This is a genomic window from Amycolatopsis echigonensis (assembly GCF_002846615.1).
Taxonomy (GTDB): domain Bacteria; phylum Actinomycetota; class Actinomycetes; order Mycobacteriales; family Pseudonocardiaceae; genus Amycolatopsis; species Amycolatopsis echigonensis.
This window is the reverse complement of record NZ_PJMY01000003.1, coordinates 6,238,101-6,258,129: the sequence shown is the minus strand read 5'-3', so window position 1 is coordinate 6,258,129 and position 20,029 is coordinate 6,238,101. Positions and strand designations below refer to the sequence as shown.

Below are 20,029 nucleotides of genomic sequence, written 5' to 3'. Positions count from 1 at the left end.
TGACTCCCAAGGTCAGAGCGACGGCACGACCATCGGCGTCCCGGTGACCGGATCGGGCACCACGACGCTCGGCAGGTCGAAGACTTCCTTGATCAGCGCGGCGTCCACGACGTCGCCGGGCACGCCCTGCGCCACGACCCGCCCGTCGCGCATGGCGACGACGTGGTCGGCGTAACGGCAGGCCTGGTTGATGTCGTGCAGCACCGCGATCACGGTGCGGCCCTCGTCGCGCAGCCGCTTCAGCAGCTCCAGCACCTGGTACTGGTGCGCGATGTCGAGGAACGACGTCGGCTCGTCGAGCAGCAGGTACGGCGTGCGCTGCGCGAGCACGACCGCGATCCACACGCGCTGCCGCTGTCCGCCGGACAGCTCCTGCACCGGACGGTCGGCCAGCCCGGCGACCCCGGCCGCGGTCATCGCGCTGACGACCGCGCTCTCGTCCTCCTCGGACCACGACGACAGCAGCGACTGATGCGGGAATCGCCCGCGCGCGACCAGCTGCCGGACGCGGACGCCCTCCGGCGCGGACGGATCCTGCGGCAGGAAGCCGAGTTCGCGCGCCAGCGCCTTGGCCGGATACGCTCCGACCTCGCGGCCGTCGAAGGTCACGCCGCCCTCGGCCGGACGCAGCAGCCGGACGAACGCGCGCAGCAATGTCGATTTGCCGCACGCGTTCGGGCCGACCACCGCGGTGAACGCGCGGTCGGGCACGTCGAGCCGCAACCGCGTCGACACGATGCGGTCGCCGTAGCGCAGGGTGAGGTCCCGCGCGGTCAAGCGGGCGGTCACTTCCGCCGCACCTCCTTGGTGAGCAGCCAGATCAGGTAGCAGCCGCCGATCGCCGTGCTGATCACGCCGACCGGCAGCGACACCGGGGCGAGCAGCATCTGCGCGACGAGGTCGGCCCCGGCGAGCAACGCCGCGCCGGTCAGCGCGGCGGGCAGCAGCGGAATGCCGGGCGCGCGGGCGAGCCTGCGGCCGATCTGCGGGGCGGCGAGCGCGACGAACGCGATCGGCCCGGCCACCGCGGTGACCGTCGCCGTGCAGCCGACGCCGAGGACGATCAGCTGCAGCCGCAGGGATTCGTGCCGGACCCCGGTTGTCACCGCGAGTTCCGTGCCGAGCGCCGACTGGTGCAGCGCGGGCGCCCGGGTCAGCAGCACCGCGAACAGCACGGCCAGCACTCCGAACGGCACCGCGACGTCGCTCCAGCCGATGCCGTTGAGCGAACCGGCGCTCCAGCCGACCGCGGCGATCGCCACTTCCAGGTCGGCCCGCAGCACGATCCAGGAGTTCAACGCGGTCAGCATCGCGTTGATCGCGATCCCGATGACGATCAGCCGCAACCCGGACCGGCTGCCGCCCATCGACAGCAGATAGACCGCAGCCGCGGTGACCAGCCCACCGACCACGGACGCGAAGGTCAGCTGCGTGGGCGAGCCGGACAGCACCGTCATCGCGACCAGCGCGCCGGTGTAGGCGCCGGAGTCGAGACCGATCACGTCCGGGCTGCCGAGCGGATTCCGCGTGACGTTCTGGAAAATCGCGCCGGCCAGTCCGAGCGCGGCACCGAACACGAGCCCGGCCGCCACGCGCGGCAGCCGCCATTCGCGAATCACCACGCCCGGTCCGCCGCCCGCCCCGCCGAGCGCGGCGAACACCCGCGCCGGACTCGCCCACGCCGCGCCGTAGCACAGCCCCAGCAGCGCGAGACCGGCGAGAACGACGCCGAGCACGGCGACGAGAACGGCCGTACGGCGCTCGACCCGCAGCGAAACCCGCCCTCGGCGGAACACGAACGCGGTCACAGCGCAGCCGTCCCGTACTTGCGGACCGCCCAGATCAGCACCGGGCCGCCGACGAACGCCGTCACGATCGCGACCGGCACCTCGCCAGTCGGCAGGAGCACGCGCGAGCCGATGTCCGACACCAGCAGCAGAATCGGGCCCAGCACCACCGCGAACGCCGTCAGCCACGGCACCGACGCCCCCGCCGCGCGCCGCGCGAGATGCGGCACGATCAATCCGACGAACAGGATCGGCCCGGCCACCGCGGTCGCGGCTCCGGCCAGCAAGGTGATCAGCACCAGCGTCCCCGCGCGAATCCGGGCCACACGTGCGCCGAGAGTGTGCGCGACGGTGTCGCCCAGCGCGAGCGCGTTCAGCTGACGGCTCAACAGAAACGCCGCGACCACGCTCACCGCGATCACGACCAGCGGAACCGTCAGCGGGGCCTGTTCCCGTCCGGCCAGCGAACCGACCGCCCAGAACCGGTACCGGTCGAAGGTGTCCGGCAGCAACAGCCGCAGCCCAAGCGAAACGCCGCTCAGCACGAACGTCAGCGCGGTGCCGGTCAGCACCATCCGCAACGGCGACCGCCGGCCGACCGCGTAGACCAGCAGGGTCGCCAGCACCGCGCCGAGCACCGCGAACAGCAGCTCCCCGGACGCGGAAACGGCGATGCCCAGCGCGGAACCGATCGTGATGGCGAACCCGGCCCCGGCCGTCACGCCGAGCACGCCGGGTTCGGCCAGCGGGTTGCGCGACAACACCTGGACGAGCACCCCGGCCACCGCCAGCGCAGCGCCAACGCCGACCGCCAGCAGCGCACGCGGCGCCCGGACATCGCGCACCACCGCCTGATCGGCCGGATCGCCGTTTCCGAAAATGGCCCGGAGCACCTCCGCCGGCGCGATGCCGTGCGCGCCGACACCCACGCTGACCACGGCCACCGCCGCCAGCAGGACGACGGCGGCGGCCAGCAGCGCGGTCCGGCTGCGCGCGGTCACTTCTTCAGCAGCGGCGCGAACGCCTGGTCCACCGCGTCCAGCGTCTTCATCGCCGCCCGGTAGGTGGCCGCTTCGGTGTAGCGGAAGGCGAACGTCTTGCCCGCCTTCACCGCGGGAAGTTCCTTCCACAGCGGCGAATCGAGCACGTACTTCACCGCGGGCGGCACCGAACCGTCCGGCTTCACCGAGTAGGTGATCGCGTCCGCCTGCGCGAACGCGGTCGGCAGCTCCTCGATCGACGGGTACTCGCTGACGTCCTTCGAGCCGCCGCCCTTGACCTTCACCTGGCCGAAGTAGTTCGCGCCGATGTCCTGTGCGACGTTGGTGCCCCAGGAATCCTTGAACTCGCGCTGGAAGTTGCCCTTCGCGACCTCGCCGTACGCACCGACGTGGCCCAGTTTCAGCTGCGGCAGAACGGCTTTGTACTTGTCCGCGAGCTGCTTCGCCTTCGCCTCGTACTCCTGGCGCGCGGCGTCGAACCCGGCCAGCGCGCCCGCCGCGTCGGACTGCTTGCGCGAAAGCTCCCGCCACGCCGACGGCACCGAGGGCCCGATCGCCACGACCGGCGCGATCTCCTGCAGCCGCTTGACGTCGATGTCCGCGAGCACCGGCTTCGGCACGCCGATCACGATCAGGTCCGGATCGGCCTGCGCAATCGCTTCGTAGTTCGTCTCGGCGGCCTGCTCGCCCGCGACCTTCGGCAGTTCGTCGTACTTCGTGCGGTCCTCGGTCGTCATCATCGGCAGACCGCGCTTCCACGTCGAGATCCCGACCAGCGGCGCTTTCGCTTCGAGCAGCGCGGGGACGGCGTAGCCGGTCGCGATCACGCGCTTGGGCTTGACCGGGATCTTGATCTGGCCGTTGTCGGCGGCGAACACGCGGGTCGGGCCGTCGCTCGCGCCGCTCTGCGCGTCGCCAGAACCGCAGCCGGCGACGACGGTGAGGGCGACCGCGAGGGCAGCGGCGGCGAGACGGGTGGTTCTGGTGACGGTCATGCGAGGGGTCCTCAGGTAGTGCGGATCGGGGGGTCGTGAGTGTTTATGCCGGTTAGAACCGGCATAAACACTCACGAGGTGTTAGTGGTCGTGCTCGTCGTCGAAGTCCGCGACGCCGCGTTTCCAGTAGCCGGTCACGTCGTAGTCCTCGCGGGCGAGCCCGAGGTCGTCGCGCAGCCACCGGCGCAGCGGCTTGATCGCGCCCGCTTCTCCGGCGACCCACGCGTAAAGCCGTTCGCCGTCGGGCACCTTGACTTCACGGACGGCGTCGGCGAGAAGCTCGACGCTGCCGGGCGGGTTGCCGGGACCGCGGTGCAGCCACTGGACTTCGACACCGTCCGGAGCGTCGAGTTCGATCTCCTCGCTCGTGTCGGCGACCTCGGCGAACGCCCAGCCCTTCGCGGTGCGCGGCAGTTCCTCCAGCCAGCGCGCCAACGCGGGCAGCGCCGTGATGTCGCCGGCGAGCAGGTAGCGGTCGTAGTTGTGCGGCACGATCAGCCCGCCCGGCGGGCCCGCGACGTGCACGGTCTCGCCCGGCCGCACCGCGCGTGCCCAGTCCGAACCGAGACCGCCGTCGTGTAGAGCGACGTCGAGGTCCAGCTCGCCGGACGCCGGGTTGTAGCGGCGAACCGTGTATTCGCGCGAGATCGGCGAAGGCTTCGGCCAGCGGAGGAGGTCGCCGTTCGGCTCTGGCAGCCGGAGCTGGCCATCCGCGTCCGGGAAGAGGATCTTCACGTGTTCGTCCGGCGAATGCGCCTCGAACCCGGCCGTGCCCGGCCCGCCGAGGGTGACGCGCAACAGTCCGGCGCCGACCGCGCTGGTCCGCACGACCTCCGCGCGCCGGATCCGGATGGGGTACGGCACTTTTTCGGCTTTGCGGCCCGCGCGGACCTCGGCGATCCGGGCCGTGTGACGGTGCCGGTGCGCGTCCCGGCTCACTGCGCACCGCCGGTGAGCAGCTTCGTCCAGTGCCCGAGCCGCGGATCTTCGGCGAGGTCGGCGAACTCCAGCTGCGCCGCGCCCGCGCCGCGCCACTTCTCGACCAGGCTCATGATCCGCATCGAATCGAGGCCGAGGTCGGCGAGATCGGTGTCCGGGGTCAGCTCGTCGAGGCCGCAGCCGAGCAGTTCGGCGACATCGGCGTTGACCTGCTCGGCCGTCAGTCCGGGAGTGCTCATCGAGGGGCTCCTGCGGGAATCGGCACCGACAGCGCGGCGAGCGCGTCGGCGGTGGTGGTGACGACGCCGCAGCGTTGCGCGACGTACTCGCACGCCTGGTCGTGCCGGGAGCGGTCGAAGTCCGCGACCGCGTCGCTGATCAGGAACGGCCGGACGTCGCGCATGAACGCCTCGACCGCCGTGGTCTGGCAGCCGATGTGCGCGTAGACGCCGGTGATCAGCAACTGATCGCGGTCGCCGAGCTGCTCGCGGAAAGTGCTGCGCTGGAAGGCGCTGTAACGCCATTTGTCCAGCACGATGTCGCCCGGCCGCGGGGCCAGCTCGTCGACGATGTCCGCGGCGCGCGGGTCGTCGTCGATCGCCGCGCCGATGCCGTCGCCCCAGAACTCGGCAAGCAGGCCGCGATCGGCGGCGGGCTGCTTGCCCGGCTGCGCGGTGTAGAACACCGGCATGCCCCAGCTTCGGGCCTTCTCCGCCAGTTCCGCGATGTTCGCCACCATCTCCGGAATCGGCGAACCCTCGTACGGGGCAAGGAAATACCGCTGGACGTCGTGCACGAGCAGGGCCGCCCGCGCCGGGTCGGGCCGCCACTGCACCCGTCCCGCGGGCAGGTCCGCCGCCGTCGGCAGCGGGTACGCCCGGATCTTCGGCAGGGACACGCCTCACCTCTCCTTCGCCAGGGCGGCCAGCGCCGCCCGCAGTTCGCGTTTGCTGGTCTTGCCCACGCCGGTGACCGGGAACTCCCCGACCACCTCCACCAGGTCCGGCACCTTGAACGCGGCCACGCCGCGCCCGCGCACGAACCGGCGCAGTTCCGAAGCGCTCGGCTGTTTCCCGTCCACCGGAACGACGTACGCGCAGGTCCGCTCGCCGAGGTACTCGTCGGGCACCGCGACGACGGCGGCGTCGAGCACGCCCGGATGCGCCATCAGGTGGTTCTCGACCTCTTCCGCCGCGACCTTCTCGCCGCCGCGGTTGATCTGCTCCTTCGCCCGTCCGACGACTTCGAGATGCCCGGATGCCCTTCGCCGCACCAAATCGCCGGTGCGGTAGAAGCCGTCCTCGGTAAACGCGGTCTTGTTGTGCTCGGCGGCGTTGTAGTAGCCGCGGATCGTGTACGGCCCGCGCGTGAGCAGCGCACCGATTTCGCCCGGCTCGACGAGATCGTCCGACGTCGCCAGCGGATCGTCCGGATTCACGACGCGCACCTCGTCGTCCGGCGAAATCGGGCGGCCCTGCGTGCTCAGGACGAGGTCTTCCGGATCGTCCAGCCGGGTGTAGCAGACGAGTCCCTCGGCCATGCCGAACACCTGCTGCAACCGGCAGCCGAGCGCCGGTCCGATGCGTTCCGCGAGCTCCCGGCCGCACTTCGCCCCGCCGACCAGCAGAACGTCCAAAGAGGACAGGTCCCCTCCGGTCCGCGCCGCCGCCTGCACCCAGGCCGCCGCCAACGGCGGAACGACCCCGCTGATGGTGACGCCTTCGGCCTCGATAAGCCGGAACGCCGTGTCGGCGTCCGGTCGCTGCGCCAGCACTGTGGCCGCGCCCGCGTGCAACGCGCCGAGCAGCCCCGGCGAGCTGAGCGGGAAGTTGTGCGCGACCGGCAAGGCCGCGAGATACACGCTGTCCTTCTTGAGCCCGCAGATCCGCGCGCTCTCCCGCACGCTGTACAGATAATCGTCGTGAGTGCGCGGAATAAGCTTCGGCAACCCCGTGCTTCCGCCGGACAGCTGGAGAAACGCCATGCTCTCCGGATCCGGCTCGGGCAACTCGCGCGGCGCGGCCGCCGCCAGCTCCGCGAACTCCGGCTCGCCGACGACGAAGACTTTCCGGTGCTGCCCGATCTCGCGCGCCATCTTCGCGTGATCGTGCCCAGCGTGCTCTCCGACGGTGAGAATCGCTTTCGCTTCGCTCTGCTCCACAAAATGCCGCAACTCGCTGTCGCGATGCGCAGGCAACGCGAACACCGGCACCGCACCGGCCCGCCACAGCCCGAAAACGACCGACACGAACTCCGGAATGTTCGGCAACTGCACGACCACCCGGTCGCCCTGCCCGATCCCGTTCGCGACGAACCCGGCCGCCAGCCGATGCGCCCGCTCGTCCAACTCGGCGAACGTCCAGCGCTGCTCCTCGCCGACGACCGCCGTCCGGTCCGCGTACGCCTCCTTGAGCAATGTCAGCAGGGCCCCGAAGGTCTGCCCCCGCCAATACCCGCTGGCCCGATACCTGGCCGCGGTCTCTTCCGGCCACAGGCTCACGCGACCCCCTCCGCCCCCAGCGCGCGCAGCAGCGTGCCGAACTTCGCGCTGGTCTCAGCCAATTCCGCCGCCGGATCCGACCCAGCGACAACGCCCGCTCCCGCGAACAGCCGCGCAGTCTTGTCGGACACCTCGGCGCACCGGATCGTGACAACCCATTCGCCGTCCCCCGCGAGATCGGTCCAGCCGACGAGCCCCGCGTAATACCCGCGGTCCTCGGGCTCAAGCCGAGCGATCGTGTCGCGCGCCAGATCGACCGGCACCCCGCACACCGCGGGCGTCGGATGCAACGCCTCAGCCAGCTCCAACGACGACGGCCCACCTGGCCCGACCCGTCCGGTGACCCGGGTCGAAAGGTGCCACATCGCGGGCGTGCCCATCACTTCCGGTTTTTCGGGAACTTCCAGGCCGGTGCAGTACCGGCCCAGCACCTCCGCGACCTGCGCGGCGACGAGGGCGTGTTCGTTGAGGTCCTTTTCGGACACTCGCAACTCGGCAATCGCTTGCGCGTCCCGTGCCGGGTCCCCCGTCCGCCGCCGCGACCCAGCGAGCGGATTCGCGGTCACGACGTTTCCCTTGCGAGACACCAGCAACTCCGGACTGGCCCCGACGAGCGTCCGCGGCGCCGGATCCCCCGGCGCGCTGACGTCGACGGCGAAGGCATGCGCCGCGGGGTCTCTCACGACAAGGTCGCGGAGCAGGTCTCGCACGGAAATGCTGTGCTCCCCCACGAGATCCAGCGCCCGGGCGAGGACGACCTTGCGGAGCTCCCCGTCGGCGATGAGGTCGACCGCCTCGCGGACACTCTCGGCGTAGACCTCGGGGGCTGGGCGAGGAACTACGGTCCAGGGGTTTTGGTTGGCGGGCCGTGGTGTTTCCTCTCGGCCCGGCCGCAGGTCGCCGTCAGTCCAGGAGTCGCCGCCCGGCGCCTCCGCCCGGCGCACCACCGCGGGCACGATCAAGCTGCTCCCGGAGTCCGGCCGGAACCCGATCGCGCCCACCACCACGGGATTCGCGACCCCCGCCAGCACGGCGGCTTCCAACGCCTCGGCAGCCGCCGCGGCCCGGTTGCCCGACGCGCCGCGGACGTGCGCATGCACCCCGTCGGCGAGCAGCACCCCGCGGGCCGACGAGTAGTAGAACGACCCCGGCAGGTACGCGGCCAGGAGATCCGCCGCCCGGTGGACCGGCCGCGGACGGGCCGGAGCAGGTGAGGACACGAGGTGAATTCCCTTTCGCACACGCGCAGGCGGCCGAGCCGCCCCGTCCGTTCCTCGCACAAGGTCCGGACCTTGACTGTTCGGTTAGCCTAACCTAATGGACACTAACGTACCCGGACGAAAAGGAAAAGCCGCCCGGCGGGTCGACCCGGATCACGCGCGAAGCGTGGCGCCGCCGTCGACGTAGAGGTTCTGCATCGTGATATGCCGCGCCCGGTCGGACACGAGGAACAGCACCGCGTCCGCGATGTCCGCCGGATCAGCGATCCGCCCGAGCGGAATCCCGACGCGGAACTGTTCCGGATTTCCCGCGATCACCCGGTTTTCTCCGGCCTCGTCCGTCCACAGTAGACGTTGCATGTCGGTGTCGGTCGACCCCGGCGAGACGATGTTGCACCGGATCCCCGACCCGGCGAGCTCCAGCCCGAGGCAGCGGGTGAGCATCGTCGCCGCCGCTTTCGAAGCCGCGTAGGCAGCCATCCCGGTACGCGGGACACCGGCCGCGTTCGACCCGACAGTGACGAGCGCCCCGCTCCCCCGCGGCTGCATCCGCCGGGAGATTTCGCGCAGCACAGTGAAAACCCCGGTCGAGTTGACCGCGAACGTCGCCGCCCAGTCCTCGTCGCTGGTCTCCCCCACCGACCCGGGCCGCAACACCCCCGCGACAGACACCCCGATCCCGATCGGACCCAGCTCTCGCTCGACGTCCGCCACGACCCGCGCGACCGACCCCGGATCCCCGACATCCGCCACGAACGGCACCACCCGTCCAACCGGCACCTGGGCATTGCGGCTCGGGCGACCCCGCGCCGCATCGCCGCCCGAGAAATCCCTCTCTGACGCGCTTCCCGACGGTTGCACGCCGTAGTCCCGCGCGGCGACCTCTCGCAGCCCCTTCTCGTCGATGTCCACCGCAGCCACCACGGCACCGGCGCGGGCGAGCGCCTCCACGACGGCCGCCCCGATTCCGCGCGCACCGCCGGTCACCAGCGCGATCCGCCCCTCGATCCCGGCTCCCGCGTCCCCCGTCACCGCGCACCTCACCCTCTGTCGCCGACTGATTAGGCAAACCTAACCTAATAGAGCGAGCGTCGGCCAGGGTGATCCCGCCCACCCCGGGCACGACCGCACAGCCACCGCATCCGAGACCCCGCCCCGCACACACCCCAACGGATCACCAGCCGACGTCGCCGGAAGTCCAAGTGACAGAAGAGACCGACGGCATCGTCCGGTCCAAAAAGGACCGCAGCTCGGCGATGCTCGCCCCGGCAGGCAGTGACCGCGTCAGCCCGGCGGCGGAAGAAACCGCACACCCACGGCGATCCACGGAGCCATGCCCGGACCACAGCCGCCCCCAGCGCGCCGCGGACCTCGCCGTCGTGCTGGTTGACGAACACCCCGGCACAGAAGTGCGACCGCAACACCCACGGACGGATCGCCGCCCATCCGGTCGCCGAGGCCCGTCCAGCGCGTGGCTCCTCGTCGATGACGATGGCCATCCCGCTCGCACAGTCCGCCCCGAGGAGTCGGACCGGCGGAGCGCCCGGGTTCCCCAGCCGAGGCGCACGCCCATTCGGGTGCCCCTCGTCAGCGAAGCATTGCTTCTGGCACAGGGTGACAGTATTGTCCTCCTCACATTCGACACCAAGTGTCAAATATCGCCGTACGAGACAAGGGAGTCACGATGAGCGAGACGACAGCCGCTGCCGAGACGAAGGCCGAAGAGGTCGTAGCCGACGAGTTGCTCGTCGAAGAGGTCTCGATCGACGGAATGTGCGGTGTCTACTGAGCGCAGCGCCGCGGCGTTCGATCTGGACGGTGCTTGGGAATTGGACAGCCGGGTCTCCATCCGGCCGGAGCGGTTCGGCGCACTGCTGTACCACTTCGGCACCCGCCGGCTGTCCTTTCTCAAGAGCCGCACCATGCTCGCCGCGGTGCAGGCGCTGACCGACCATCCCTCCGCCCGCGCCGCGTGCGCGCAGGCCGGGGTCGCGCAGGCGGAACTGCCCCGCTACCGCGCCGCCCTCGCCGCCCTCGCCGCGTCGGACATGATCCATCCGAGGAGCGCGTGATGCCGCTTGTCGACGAATTCCAGTTCGGGCTCGACGCGCCGATCTGCCTCACCTGGGAACTCACCTACGCCTGCAACCTGTCGTGCGTGCACTGCCTTTCCTCGTCCGGCCGGCGCGATCCGCGCGAGCTGAGCACCGAGGAGTGCAAGGCGCTGATCGACGAATTCGAGCGCATGCAGGTGTTCTACGTGAACATCGGCGGCGGCGAACCGACCGTCCGGCCCGATTTCTGGGAGCTGGTCGACTACGCGACCGAGCACCACGTCGGCGTCAAATTCTCCACCAACGGCATCAAGATCACCGAGGACGTCGCGAAACGGCTCGCCGGCAGCGATTACGTCGACGTCCAGATCTCCCTCGACGGTGCCACCGAGGAGGTCAACGACCACGTCCGCGGCCCCGGCTCCTACCGCACCGCGATCCGGGCGATGGAGAACCTCGCCGCCGCCGGGTTCGGGAACTTCAAGATTTCCGTCGTGGTGACCCGGCAGAATGCGGGGCAGCTCGACGACTTCAAAGCGATCGCCGACCGCTACGGCGCCCAGCTGCGGCTCACCCGGCTCCGCCCGTCCGGCCGCGGCGCGGACGTCTGGGACGAGCTGCATCCCACCGCCGCCCAGCAGCGGGAACTGTACGACTGGCTGGTCAAGCACGGAGAAAACGTGCTCACCGGCGACTCGTTCTTCCACCTCGCCGGGTACGGCGACGGCGGCCTGCCCGGGCTCAACCTGTGCGGCGCCGGCCGGGTGGTGTGCCTGGTCGACCCGGTCGGCGACGTCTACGCGTGCCCGTTCGCCATCCACGACACCTTCCTCGCCGGGAACATCCGCGGCGAAGGCGGATTCACCCGCGTGTGGCGGGAATCCGAGCTGTTCGCCGAACTGCGCAGCCCGCAGAGCGGCGGGGCCTGCACGTCGTGTTCGGCGTTCGACGCCTGCCGCGGCGGATGCATGGCGGCGAAGTTCTTCACCGGGCTGCCGCTCGACGGCCCGGATCCGGAATGCGTGCGCGGGCACGGCGAACGCGCGCTGGCCGGGGTCGCCGCGGGCAGCGCGCCGAAACCGTCGCTGGACCACTCGCACCGCAAGGTGCCGGTGACCATCGGCATGCGCCGCCCGCCGGACCGGGCCTGCGACGAAAACCCGCTCGCGGGCTTCACTCCGGGCCGTTGAGATGCGCCTGGCCGATCTCTCGTCGCCGGACGTCGCCGCACAGGCGGCGTCCGGCGCGATCCTCGCCGTGCCGCTCGGGGCCACCGAGCAGCACGGTCCGCACCTGCCGTTGAGCACGGACACCGACATCGCGACGGCGTTGTGCGACCGGCTCGCCGCGGAGCGGCCGGATGTGCTGGTCGCTCCCGCGCTGCCGTACGGATCGAGCGGCGAACACGCGGGATTCGCCGGGACGCTGTCGATCGGGCAGGCGGCCACGGAACTCCTGCTCGTGGAACTCGGCCGGTCAGCCTGCGAAACGTTCCGGCGGCTGCTTTTCGTGTCCGCGCACGGAGGCAACGCCGCTTCGGTGACCCGCGCGGTCGCGACCCTGCGCACCGAATCGCGGGACGTCTCGGTGTTCGAGCCGCGCTGGCAAGGAGATCCGCACGCCGGACGGCCGGAAACCGCGCTGCAGCTGGCTCTTCGCCCGGCCAAAGTCCAAATGCAGAAGGCAATACCGGGCGATAACCGTCCGCTCAGCGAGTTGCTTCCCGCCCTGCGCAAGGGCGGCGTACGAGCGGTGACCGACACCGGAATCCTCGGCGATCCCACCGGAGCGACGGCCGACGAAGGCCACGATCTTCTCGACAACCTCACGGCGCAGTTGCGAGCACACGTGCGTGACTGGACTTCCGTGGAGACGCCGTGAAAGCCGCCCTCGTGACCGGCGCGGCGCGCGGCATCGGCGCAGCCACCGCGATCAAACTGGCTGAGCAAGGCTGGGCCGTCCTCGCGGTCGACGTCGCCGAAGACGATCCAGCTCTCCCCTACCCGATGGGCACCGCCGAAGAACTGTCCACAGTGGTCGCCAAGATCCAAGAAAACGGCGGCACCGCTGAGGAATTCCGCGCAGACGTCCGCGATCGCGCGCACCTGGCCGCAGCGGTCGCGGACGCGGAACAACGCTGGGGCGGCCTCGACGCGGCCGTCGCGGCAGCAGGAGTGATCGCGGGCGGAGTGCCGCTCTGGGAAATGCCGCTGGAACAGGAAGACGCGGTCCTCGACGTCAACCTCCGCGGTGTTCTCAACCTCGCCCACGTGGCCATTCCCGCGTTGCTGCGCCGCCCGAAACCCCGCTCCGGCCGCTTCCTGGCCGTCGCGTCCGCCGCCGCCACGCGCGGGTTGCCGATGCTCGCCGCGTACTGCGCGGCGAAAGCCGGAGTCGCCGGGTTGATTCGCGCGCTGGGCACGGAATTGGGCGACTCCGGGGTCACCGCGAACGCGGTCAGCCCGGGCTCGACCGACACGCCGATTCTCGCCGAGAGCGCCCGGCTCTACGACCTTCCGGCGGCGCAAACGTTTGCCACGCAACAACCTCAGCAGCGACTGCTCGATCCCGCCGAGGTCGCTTCCGTCCTGGCGTTCCTCGCCGGGCCGGAAAGCAGCGCGACGACCGGCGCAGTAATCCCGGTGGACGGAGGGCTGGCGCTATGACCACCCCGCTGCCCGCCGGATTCCGCCTCGCCATGGACCCGAGTGTCAAACAACTCTCCGACGGCCTCCTCTTCGGCGGCTCCCCCGCCCGAGTACTGCGCCTTACGAAGGCCGGGCAGACGGCGTGGGCGCGTCTCGCGGACCATCCGGTCGAGTCATCAGCGGAAGGCGTCCTCGCCCGGCTGCTCACCGACGCTGGGTTCGCTCATCCGTTGCCACCAGCCGCAACTGCCGACGCGACCGTCGTCATCCCGGTCCGCGACCGCGCCGAATTGCTGGGCCGCTGCCTCGCCGGGCTCGACGGCCGCTACCCCGCGCTGGTCGTCGACGACGGATCCGCCGACCCCGCGGCTATCGCCGCAGTAGCCTCCGCGCACGGCGCGAAACTCGTCCGCCGCGACGTCAACGGCGGCCCCGGCGCGGCCCGGAACACCGCGCTGGAGCACGTTTCCACCGACCTGGTCGCCTTCCTGGACAGCGATTGCGTCCCGTCGCCGGACTGGATCGACCGGCTGGCCGGGCATTTCGCCGACCCGCTCGTCGCCGCCGTCGCTCCGCGCGTGCGTCCCCTCGCCGGCGACACCTGGGCTGGCCGCTACACCCGCGCCGCCAGCAGCCTCGACCTGGGCACCGCCGCCGCCCGCGTCGCGCCCGGCACGCGACTGTCCTATGTGCCCACTGCCGCACTCCTGGTTCGCCGGGCAGCACTGGAATCCGTGGCCCGGGACGGTGCGGTCTTCGACCCGGCAATGCGCGTCGGCGAGGACGTCGACCTGGGCTGGCGACTTCACGACGCTGGCTTCCGGATCCGCTACGACCCGTCCGCACACGTCGACCATCACGAGCCGGCAACCTGGCGCACATTGCTCAGCCGCCGCGCCAGCTACGGCACTTCCGCCGCACCGCTGGCCCTGCGTCGCCCCGCCGCGATGGCCCCGCTCGTCCTGCATCCCTGGCCGACGCTGACCGTCGCGGCGCTCCTGGCCCGCCGTCCGCTCCCGGCCGCCGCCGCGTTCGCGGGCGCGGTGCTGAGCATGACTCGCGTGCTGCGCCGAAGCGACGTGCCAACACACGGGGTCGGGCAAGCGATGGGCACGGCCGTAGGCCAGACCTGGCTCGGATTCGGCCGCTACAGCACCCAATTCGCCGCTCCCCTGGTTGCCGCGCTCCTGCTGCCGGGCGGGCGAAAACGCTGGGGACGGCGGGCCGCGCTCGCGTCGCTGCTCGCCGGACCGCCGCTGACCGCATGGCTGCGGCAGCGCCCCGACCTCGACCCAATCCGCTACACCGCCGGCGCGGTCGCCGACGACCTCGCGTACGGCGCCGGGGTGTGGGCGGGCTGTCTCAACCACCGGACCGCGGTCCCGCTGCGGCCGCGCGTCACCTGGCGCCCTCTGCGCGTCGACCCGAAGGGAAAACGATGAGCACCACCTGGTTCGAGTCTGTCGCCGAAGCACAGCGGCGGGCGAAGAAACGCCTGCCCGCGTCCGTCTACTCGGCGCTGATCGCCGGTTCGGAAAAAGGCCTGACGCTGCAAGACAATCTCGCCGCGTACGACGAACTGCGGTTCGCCCCACGCACCGCCGGACTGCCCGGCGAACGCGATCTGAGCACGAACGTCCTCGGCCGCGACGTCGCGCTGCCGGTGCTGATCTCGCCCACCGGCGTGCAGGCCGTGCACCCCGACGGCGAGGTCGCGGTCGCTCGCGCCGCCGCCGCGCGCGGGACGTCGATGGGGCTGTCCTCGTTCGCCAGCAAGCCGGTCGAGGAAGTGGTGGCAGCCAACCCGAACACGTACTTCCAGGTGTACTGGACCGGCAGCCGCGACGACATCCTGCGGCGGCTGGACCGCGCCCGGTCCGCCGGCGCGGTCGGGATCATCCTCACGCTCGACTGGTCGTTCTCGCACAGCCGCGACTGGGGCAGCCCGCACATCCCGGACAAGCTGACGCTGCGCGAACTGATCCGGTTCGCCCCCGAAGGCATGATGCATCCGCGCTGGCTGCTCGCCTACGCCCGCACCAAGAAACTGCCCGACCTCAGCGTCCCGAACATGGCCGAACCCGGCACGCCGGTGCCGTCGTTCTTCGGCGCGTACGGCCAGTGGATGCAGACCGCGCCGCCGACCTGGGAGGACGTGAGCTGGCTGCGGAAACAGTGGGACGGGCCGTTCCTGCTGAAGGGCGTGTACCGGGTCGACGAGGCGCGCCGCGCGGTCGACGCCGGGGTCAGCGCGATCTCGGTGTCCAACCACGGCGGCAACAACCTCGACGGCACTCCCGCCACGATCCGCGCGCTGCCCGCGGTCGCGGAGGCGGTCGGGAGCGAGGTCGAAGTGTTGCTGGACGGCGGAATCCGGCGTGGCAGCGACGTCGTGAAGGCACTCGCGCTCGGGGCCCGCGCGGTTCTGATCGGGCGCGCGTACCTGTGGGGCCTCGCCGCGGGCGGACAGTCCGGAGTGGAGAACGTGCTGGACGTCCTGCGCAACGGCATCGACTCGACGCTTCTCGCGCTGGGCCACCGCAGCGTCCAAGACCTCAGCCGCGACGACCTGATCATCCCCGAAGGTTTCGAGCGGCGCGTCGGCGCTTGACGAACTGTCCGTGAGGGGGACTCGGATTCCCCTCACGGACGTCGGTCACAGCGGCCACTGCACGTGCTTCACCTCGAAGAACTCCCGGAAGCCTTCTTCCCCGCCTTCGCGGCCGATCCCGCTGTAACCCGGGCCGCCCCACGGTGCGTCGGTCCGGCGGCCGCCCCCGCCGTTGATCGTGACGGTGCCGGACCGGATCCGCCGCGCCACGGCCAGCGCGTCCGGAGTGGGGCCCCAGACGTTGGCGTTGAGCGCGTACGTGGTGTCGTTCGCGACCCGGATCGCCTCCTCGACGTCGCGGTACGGCAGCACGATCCCCACCGGCGCGAACAGTTCTTCCTGCGCGATCTCGGCGGTGTTCGGCGCGCCGGTGATCAGCGTCGGCGCGAAGAAGAACCCCTCGTCGAGACCAGCCGGACGGCCGCCGCCAGTCACCACCGTCGCGCCTTCGTCCACCGCCCGCGCCACGTACCCGGACACGTTCCGGTGGTGCTCGCCGGTGATCAACGGGCCCACCGCGGTCTTCGGCGAGAACGGATCGCCGACCACGAGATTGCCGAGGAATTCGGCGGAGCGCTCGACGTACTCGTCGAAATCCTTCTCCGGCACCAAAGTCCGCGTCGTGGCCCCGCACGCCTGCCCCGCGTTCCGGCAGAACCGCAGCGACGAGGGAGCGACGACAGAGGCGACGTCGGTGCCCGGAAGCAGGATGTTGGGCGACTTGCCGCCGAGTTCGAGCACCACCTTCTTCAACCCCGGCGCGGCCAGCGCCATGACCTTGCCGCCCACCGCGGGCGACCCGGTGAAGCTCACCAGGTCGACCTCATCGGCCTGCACGACCTGTTCGGTCACCGCGGGCGGGCCGAACACGAGATTGACCGCGCCGGGCGGAAATCCTGCCTCCTCCACCAGTTCCACCAGCGCCGAGTTGCACAGGATCGCCTTGGGCGAGGGCACCAGCACCGTCGTGCAGCCCGCGGCGAGCGCCGGCCCGAGCTTCCACGCGCACAGCATGAGCGGCCCGTTGTAGGCGGTGATCGCCGCGACGACCCCGGCGGGCTCGCGCAGCAGGGTGCTCGCGGACGTCAGCGGATCGTGGTGCAGCGGCAGGGGTTCCTCCCAGCCGTCGCGCGGACCGCGCCGGGCGGCCTCGGCAAACCAGCGGAAGTACGCGATCGGCCCGTCCACGTGCAGTTCGGCGTTGCCGACCGGCGAACCGATCTCGTGCGCGGCCAGGTCGAGCAGCCGGTCCCGGTCCCGTTCCATCAGGTCCGCGAGCCGGTACAGCAGCGCGCTGCGCTCGCGCGGTCCGAGCCTGCTCCACTCGCCGTCGTCGAACGCGTGGCGCGCCGCGGCGACGGCGGCCGCGACCTGGTTCGGGCCCGCGGACGGCGTGGCCGCCAATTCGCGGCCGGTCGACGGGCTGACCGTGCGGATCTCAGGCCCCTCGCCGGTCAGCCATTTCCCTCCGACGTGCAGGGCGGCGTGCAGGTTCGTCATCTAGTCCTCCGGATGCCGGATCGGCCGGGTTTCGCGCGGCTCACCGGAACCGCACGATGCCGCGGATGTTCTTGCCGTCGTGCAGATCGTCGTAGCCCTGGGCGATGTCCTCGAGCGAGTAGGTGCGCGTGATCATCTCGTCGAGTTTGAGCCGGCCGTCGCGGTAGAGCTGGAGCAGGTTCAGCACGTCCCAGTTCCCGTTCGTGGCCCCGAAACAGGTGCCCTGCACGCGTTTCTGGGAAAGCGTCAGCTCGAACAGGTCGAGCGGCACCTCGCTCACTTCGTGCTTGCCGACCGCGGTCGTCACGACGGTTCCCGCCTTGCGCACCGAAGACAGCGCCTGCCGCAAGTATTCCGGCCGCATCACGCCGACGGTCACGATCGTCGCGTCCGCGCCCTGGCCGTTGGTGAACTGCTTCGCCAACTCCGCGGCTTCCTCCATCGACGCGACCGCGTGCGTCGCACCGAACACCGCGGCCTGCTCCCGCTTGAACGGCACCGGATCGACCGCGATCACCTGCGACGCGCCCGCGTGCACCGCACCCTGCAGGGCGCTCACACCGATCCCGCCGATGCCCATCACGATCACCGTGTCGCCCGGTGCGACCTGCGCCGAATGCACCGCGGAACCCCAGCCGGTGCTGACCCCGCAGCCGACCAGGCACGCCTTGTCCAGCGGAATGTCCTTGCCGATCTTCACCACCGAGGCGAGCGAAACCGTCGTGGTTTCGACGAAGGTCGAGATGCCGCACATCTGCCCGACCGGAGTGCCGTCGGGAGTGTGCAGCCGATAGGTGCCGTCGGTGAACCGAGGTCCGGCGAGGATGCCCGCGGCGAGGTCGCAGAGGCTGGCGTGCCCGGTGGCGCACCAGCGGCAGTGCCCGCACGACGGGATCGCGGAGAAAATGACGTGGTCGCCTTCCTCGATGCCCTTGCTGTTCGGGCGGACCTTGGTCACCACGCCCGCGCCCTCATGCCCGAGCGCGAAGGGGTAGCCGCCGACGGGGATGTCGCCGGTGACGTGGTGGTCGTCGGAATGGCACAGGCCGGACGCGACGAGCTGCACCTGCACCTCGTCCTCGTACGGGTCGTCGACCTCGAGCTCGGTCACCTCGAGCCGGCCGGGCGCCTGCCGGATGACTGCTCCCCGAGTGCGCATCGCTCGAACCCCTTCGTTCGATAGATTAAACTTAATATATTAAGCAGCACTGTAACGGAGAGAGCGAGGAAGCGGAATGACCGGAATCCGCAGGGCGTGGGCGCTCGACGCGCCGACGATGACCGCCGACGAGAGTTTCGTGCTCACCGGAGGCGGCAGCGCGCCGGTCGTGATGCCGCTGCCCGCGTTCCTCGTCGAGCACGACCTCGGCCTGGTGCTCTTCGACGCCGGCCTCGCCCCCGAAGCGGCGGGCGACCCGAGCGCGGTCTACGGCCCGCTGGCCGAGGCGTTCCAGGCGGTGTTCCCCGAGGAGTTCCGGCTGGACCGCCAGATCGAGGACCTGGGCTTCCGCACCGAGGACGTCCGGCACGTGGTGTTGTCCCACGCCCACTTCGACCATACCGGCGGCCTGTCGCACTTCCCGCACGCGCAGGGTTTCGCCGGCGCCGGCGAATTGCGGTACGCCCAGCAGCCCGCGACGCATCTGGCCGGGTTCTTCCGCAAGCAGGACCTCGAGGCCGCGGCGCAGATCAGCTGGAACGAACTGCCCGCTGGCTACGATCACGACCTGTTCGGCGACGGCAGCGTCACCCTGCTCTCGCTGCCCGGCCACACCCCCGGGTCGCTCGGGCTTCAGCTGCGCCAGGACGGCCGGACCCTCGTGCTCAGCGGCGACGCCGCGCACGTGCAGCGGAACATCAGCCAGACCACCGGAATCCCGGTGGACGTGGATTCGGTGCGGGCGCTCGATTCGCTGCGCAAGCTGAAACTGCTGGCCGCCCGGCCGGACGTGACGGTGTGGGTGAACCACGACCCGGACGACTGGCAAACGCATCGCGCCGGCGGGAAGCAGATTCTCGGCTAGCCTCGTCCGCTGAGGAAAAACCGCACTGCGGCGGCCGTGAACTCCGGTGCCACCGAGGCACTGTAATGATCGCCGGGTACTTCGGTGAACTCAGCGTTCAGCAGCTGCGCGAGCGGCTCGGCGTCGGTGTGCCCGTGGTCCTCGCTGCCGACCGCGACCAGCGCCGGAGTCGTGAGCGCGGGGAGATCAGGAGTCGGCACGACCGAATGAAGGACGTGCATCAACGTGCGCGGGTCAGCACCGAGACGACGTATCCATTGCGCGGTCATGGCATCGGACGGCTCCACTGTCCGGCCTTCGATCATCGCCGCGAGCACCCGGTGCAGCGGACCGCCCTCGCCGCCCCTCCGCAGGGCGGCAAGTCCTTGCCCGCCAAGGAGTATCCGAGTGGGCCGCGCCCCACGCACGACCATGCGGAACGCGACTCGCGCGCCGAGCGAGTACCCGCCCAGTGCGTACCCGGTCAGGCCGAGCTGCTCGACGAACGCGAGCCCGTCGTCGACGAGGACATCCCGTGGGTAGCGGGCCGGATCGTCCGGCTGCGGGCTCGCGCCGTGCCCGCGGAAATCCGGCAGCAGCACCCGGAATCCGCGCTCGGCGAGCTCCTCGGCCAGCCCGCCGCGCAGCCACGCCTCGCCGGACGAGGTGAAGCCATGCAGGAGCACGACCGGCGTGCCCTCGCCGAGTTCGCGGTAGGCGAGTTCGAGCCCGTCGCGGGCCCGGAAACGGCGGACGGGCATTGCGGTCATG

21 protein-coding genes are annotated in these 20,029 nt (G+C 70.8%); 8 read left to right on the top strand and 13 right to left on the bottom strand.

Translation table 11 applies throughout. The annotated features are described in order from the left end of the window. Window positions 1-12 precede the first annotated feature (12 nt). The 10 genes from ATK30_RS34770 to ATK30_RS34725 all read right to left on the bottom strand — a co-directional run bounded on the left by ATK30_RS34770 (window position 13) and on the right by ATK30_RS34725 (window position 9,474). Window positions 13-789, bottom strand: a complete 777-nt coding sequence (locus tag ATK30_RS34770) for an ABC transporter ATP-binding protein (protein ID WP_101439011.1) — start codon at window positions 787-789, stop codon at window positions 13-15. Beyond that, the gene (locus ATK30_RS34765) at window positions 786-1,808 is read right to left on the bottom strand and encodes a FecCD family ABC transporter permease (RefSeq protein WP_101439010.1); all 1,023 of its coding nucleotides are present in this window, start codon (window positions 1,806-1,808) and stop codon (window positions 786-788) included. Before ATK30_RS34765 ends, ATK30_RS34770 begins: the two co-directional genes overlap by 4 nt. Next, window positions 1,805-2,788, bottom strand: coding sequence for a FecCD family ABC transporter permease (locus tag ATK30_RS34760; RefSeq protein WP_101439009.1), 984 nt, complete (start codon window positions 2,786-2,788; stop codon window positions 1,805-1,807). Before ATK30_RS34760 ends, ATK30_RS34765 begins: the two co-directional genes overlap by 4 nt. Next, window positions 2,785-3,783: an ABC transporter substrate-binding protein gene (locus ATK30_RS34755; protein ID WP_101439008.1), complete on the bottom strand. Its 999-nt coding sequence runs from the start codon at window positions 3,781-3,783 to the stop codon at window positions 2,785-2,787. The genes ATK30_RS34760 and ATK30_RS34755 overlap by 4 nt, the downstream gene beginning before the upstream one ends. Window positions 3,784-3,864: 81 nt before the next feature. Next, the gene (locus ATK30_RS34750; protein ID WP_101439007.1) at window positions 3,865-4,722 is read right to left on the bottom strand and encodes a siderophore-interacting protein; all 858 of its coding nucleotides are present in this window, start codon (window positions 4,720-4,722) and stop codon (window positions 3,865-3,867) included. Continuing rightward, window positions 4,719-4,961, bottom strand: a complete 243-nt coding sequence (locus ATK30_RS34745; RefSeq protein ID WP_101439006.1) for a phosphopantetheine-binding protein — start codon at window positions 4,959-4,961, stop codon at window positions 4,719-4,721. Before ATK30_RS34745 ends, ATK30_RS34750 begins: the two co-directional genes overlap by 4 nt. Then, a complete protein-coding gene (locus ATK30_RS34740; protein ID WP_101439005.1) occupies window positions 4,958-5,620 on the bottom strand; it encodes an isochorismatase family protein in 663 nt (220 codons plus the stop codon). The genes ATK30_RS34745 and ATK30_RS34740 overlap by 4 nt, the downstream gene beginning before the upstream one ends. Before the next feature lie 3 nt (window positions 5,621-5,623). After that, window positions 5,624-7,222, bottom strand: coding sequence for a (2,3-dihydroxybenzoyl)adenylate synthase (locus ATK30_RS34735; protein WP_101439004.1), 1,599 nt, complete (start codon window positions 7,220-7,222; stop codon window positions 5,624-5,626). Further along, on the bottom strand, window positions 7,219-8,442 hold the full coding sequence (locus ATK30_RS34730; protein WP_101439003.1) for an isochorismate synthase: 1,224 nt from the start codon (window positions 8,440-8,442) through the stop codon (window positions 7,219-7,221). The genes ATK30_RS34735 and ATK30_RS34730 overlap by 4 nt, the downstream gene beginning before the upstream one ends. A gap of 153 nt (window positions 8,443-8,595) precedes the next feature. Next, on the bottom strand, window positions 8,596-9,474 hold the full coding sequence (locus ATK30_RS34725; protein WP_101439002.1) for a 2,3-dihydro-2,3-dihydroxybenzoate dehydrogenase: 879 nt from the start codon (window positions 9,472-9,474) through the stop codon (window positions 8,596-8,598). 652 nt (window positions 9,475-10,126) lie between these two features. Here ATK30_RS34725 and mftA point away from each other — a divergent pair. The 7 genes from mftA to mftD are packed head-to-tail and all read left to right on the top strand — an operon-like array spanning window position 10,127 to window position 15,755. Next, window positions 10,127-10,231 carry a mycofactocin precursor MftA gene (gene mftA / locus ATK30_RS34720; protein ID WP_037355132.1) on the top strand — a complete coding sequence of 35 codons (105 nt, stop codon included), beginning with the start codon at window positions 10,127-10,129 and terminating at the stop codon, window positions 10,229-10,231. Further along, entirely contained in the window at window positions 10,221-10,514 is a 294-nt protein-coding gene (mftB, locus tag ATK30_RS34715) for a mycofactocin biosynthesis chaperone MftB (RefSeq protein ID WP_101439001.1), read from the top strand. Before mftA ends, mftB begins: the two co-directional genes overlap by 11 nt. Next, window positions 10,514-11,686, top strand: a complete 1,173-nt coding sequence (gene mftC, locus ATK30_RS34710; RefSeq protein ID WP_101439000.1) for a mycofactocin radical SAM maturase — start codon at window positions 10,514-10,516, stop codon at window positions 11,684-11,686. Before mftB ends, mftC begins: the two co-directional genes overlap by 1 nt. 1 nt (window position 11,687) lies before the next feature. After that, a complete protein-coding gene (gene mftE, locus ATK30_RS34705) occupies window positions 11,688-12,377 on the top strand; it encodes a mycofactocin biosynthesis peptidyl-dipeptidase MftE (RefSeq protein WP_101438999.1) in 690 nt (229 codons plus the stop codon). Next, entirely contained in the window at window positions 12,374-13,162 is a 789-nt protein-coding gene (locus ATK30_RS34700; RefSeq protein WP_167442049.1) for a mycofactocin-coupled SDR family oxidoreductase, read from the top strand. Before mftE ends, ATK30_RS34700 begins: the two co-directional genes overlap by 4 nt. After that, the gene (mftF, locus tag ATK30_RS34695; protein ID WP_101438997.1) at window positions 13,159-14,586 is read left to right on the top strand and encodes a mycofactocin biosynthesis glycosyltransferase MftF; all 1,428 of its coding nucleotides are present in this window, start codon (window positions 13,159-13,161) and stop codon (window positions 14,584-14,586) included. The genes ATK30_RS34700 and mftF overlap by 4 nt, the downstream gene beginning before the upstream one ends. Continuing rightward, window positions 14,583-15,755 carry a pre-mycofactocin synthase MftD gene (gene mftD, locus ATK30_RS34690; RefSeq protein WP_101438996.1) on the top strand — a complete coding sequence of 391 codons (1,173 nt, stop codon included), beginning with the start codon at window positions 14,583-14,585 and terminating at the stop codon, window positions 15,753-15,755. Before mftF ends, mftD begins: the two co-directional genes overlap by 4 nt. Before the next feature lie 45 nt (window positions 15,756-15,800). On the opposite strand, the gene ATK30_RS34685 is transcribed toward mftD, so the two are convergent. Together ATK30_RS34685 and ATK30_RS34680 are read right to left on the bottom strand one after the other, a co-directional pair. Then, on the bottom strand, window positions 15,801-17,255 hold the full coding sequence (locus ATK30_RS34685) for an aldehyde dehydrogenase family protein (protein ID WP_101438995.1): 1,455 nt from the start codon (window positions 17,253-17,255) through the stop codon (window positions 15,801-15,803). A 40-nt stretch (window positions 17,256-17,295) separates the two neighbouring features. After that, complete coding sequence (locus ATK30_RS34680) at window positions 17,296-18,414, bottom strand: NDMA-dependent alcohol dehydrogenase (protein WP_101438994.1); 1,119 nt, start codon at window positions 18,412-18,414, stop codon at window positions 17,296-17,298. Window positions 18,415-18,490: 76 nt separating this feature from the next. Here ATK30_RS34680 and ATK30_RS34675 point away from each other — a divergent pair, with 76 nt between their 5' ends. Beyond that, window positions 18,491-19,279 carry an N-acyl homoserine lactonase family protein gene (locus ATK30_RS34675; protein WP_101438993.1) on the top strand — a complete coding sequence of 263 codons (789 nt, stop codon included), beginning with the start codon at window positions 18,491-18,493 and terminating at the stop codon, window positions 19,277-19,279. Here ATK30_RS34675 and ATK30_RS34670 read toward each other — a convergent pair. Beyond that, window positions 19,276-20,028 (bottom strand): alpha/beta fold hydrolase, encoded by a 753-nt coding sequence (locus tag ATK30_RS34670; protein WP_244194818.1) that lies wholly within the window; start codon window positions 20,026-20,028, stop codon window positions 19,276-19,278. The two genes, ATK30_RS34675 and ATK30_RS34670, sit on opposite strands and share 4 nt — an antisense overlap. Between the last annotated feature and the right edge of the window lies 1 nt (window position 20,029).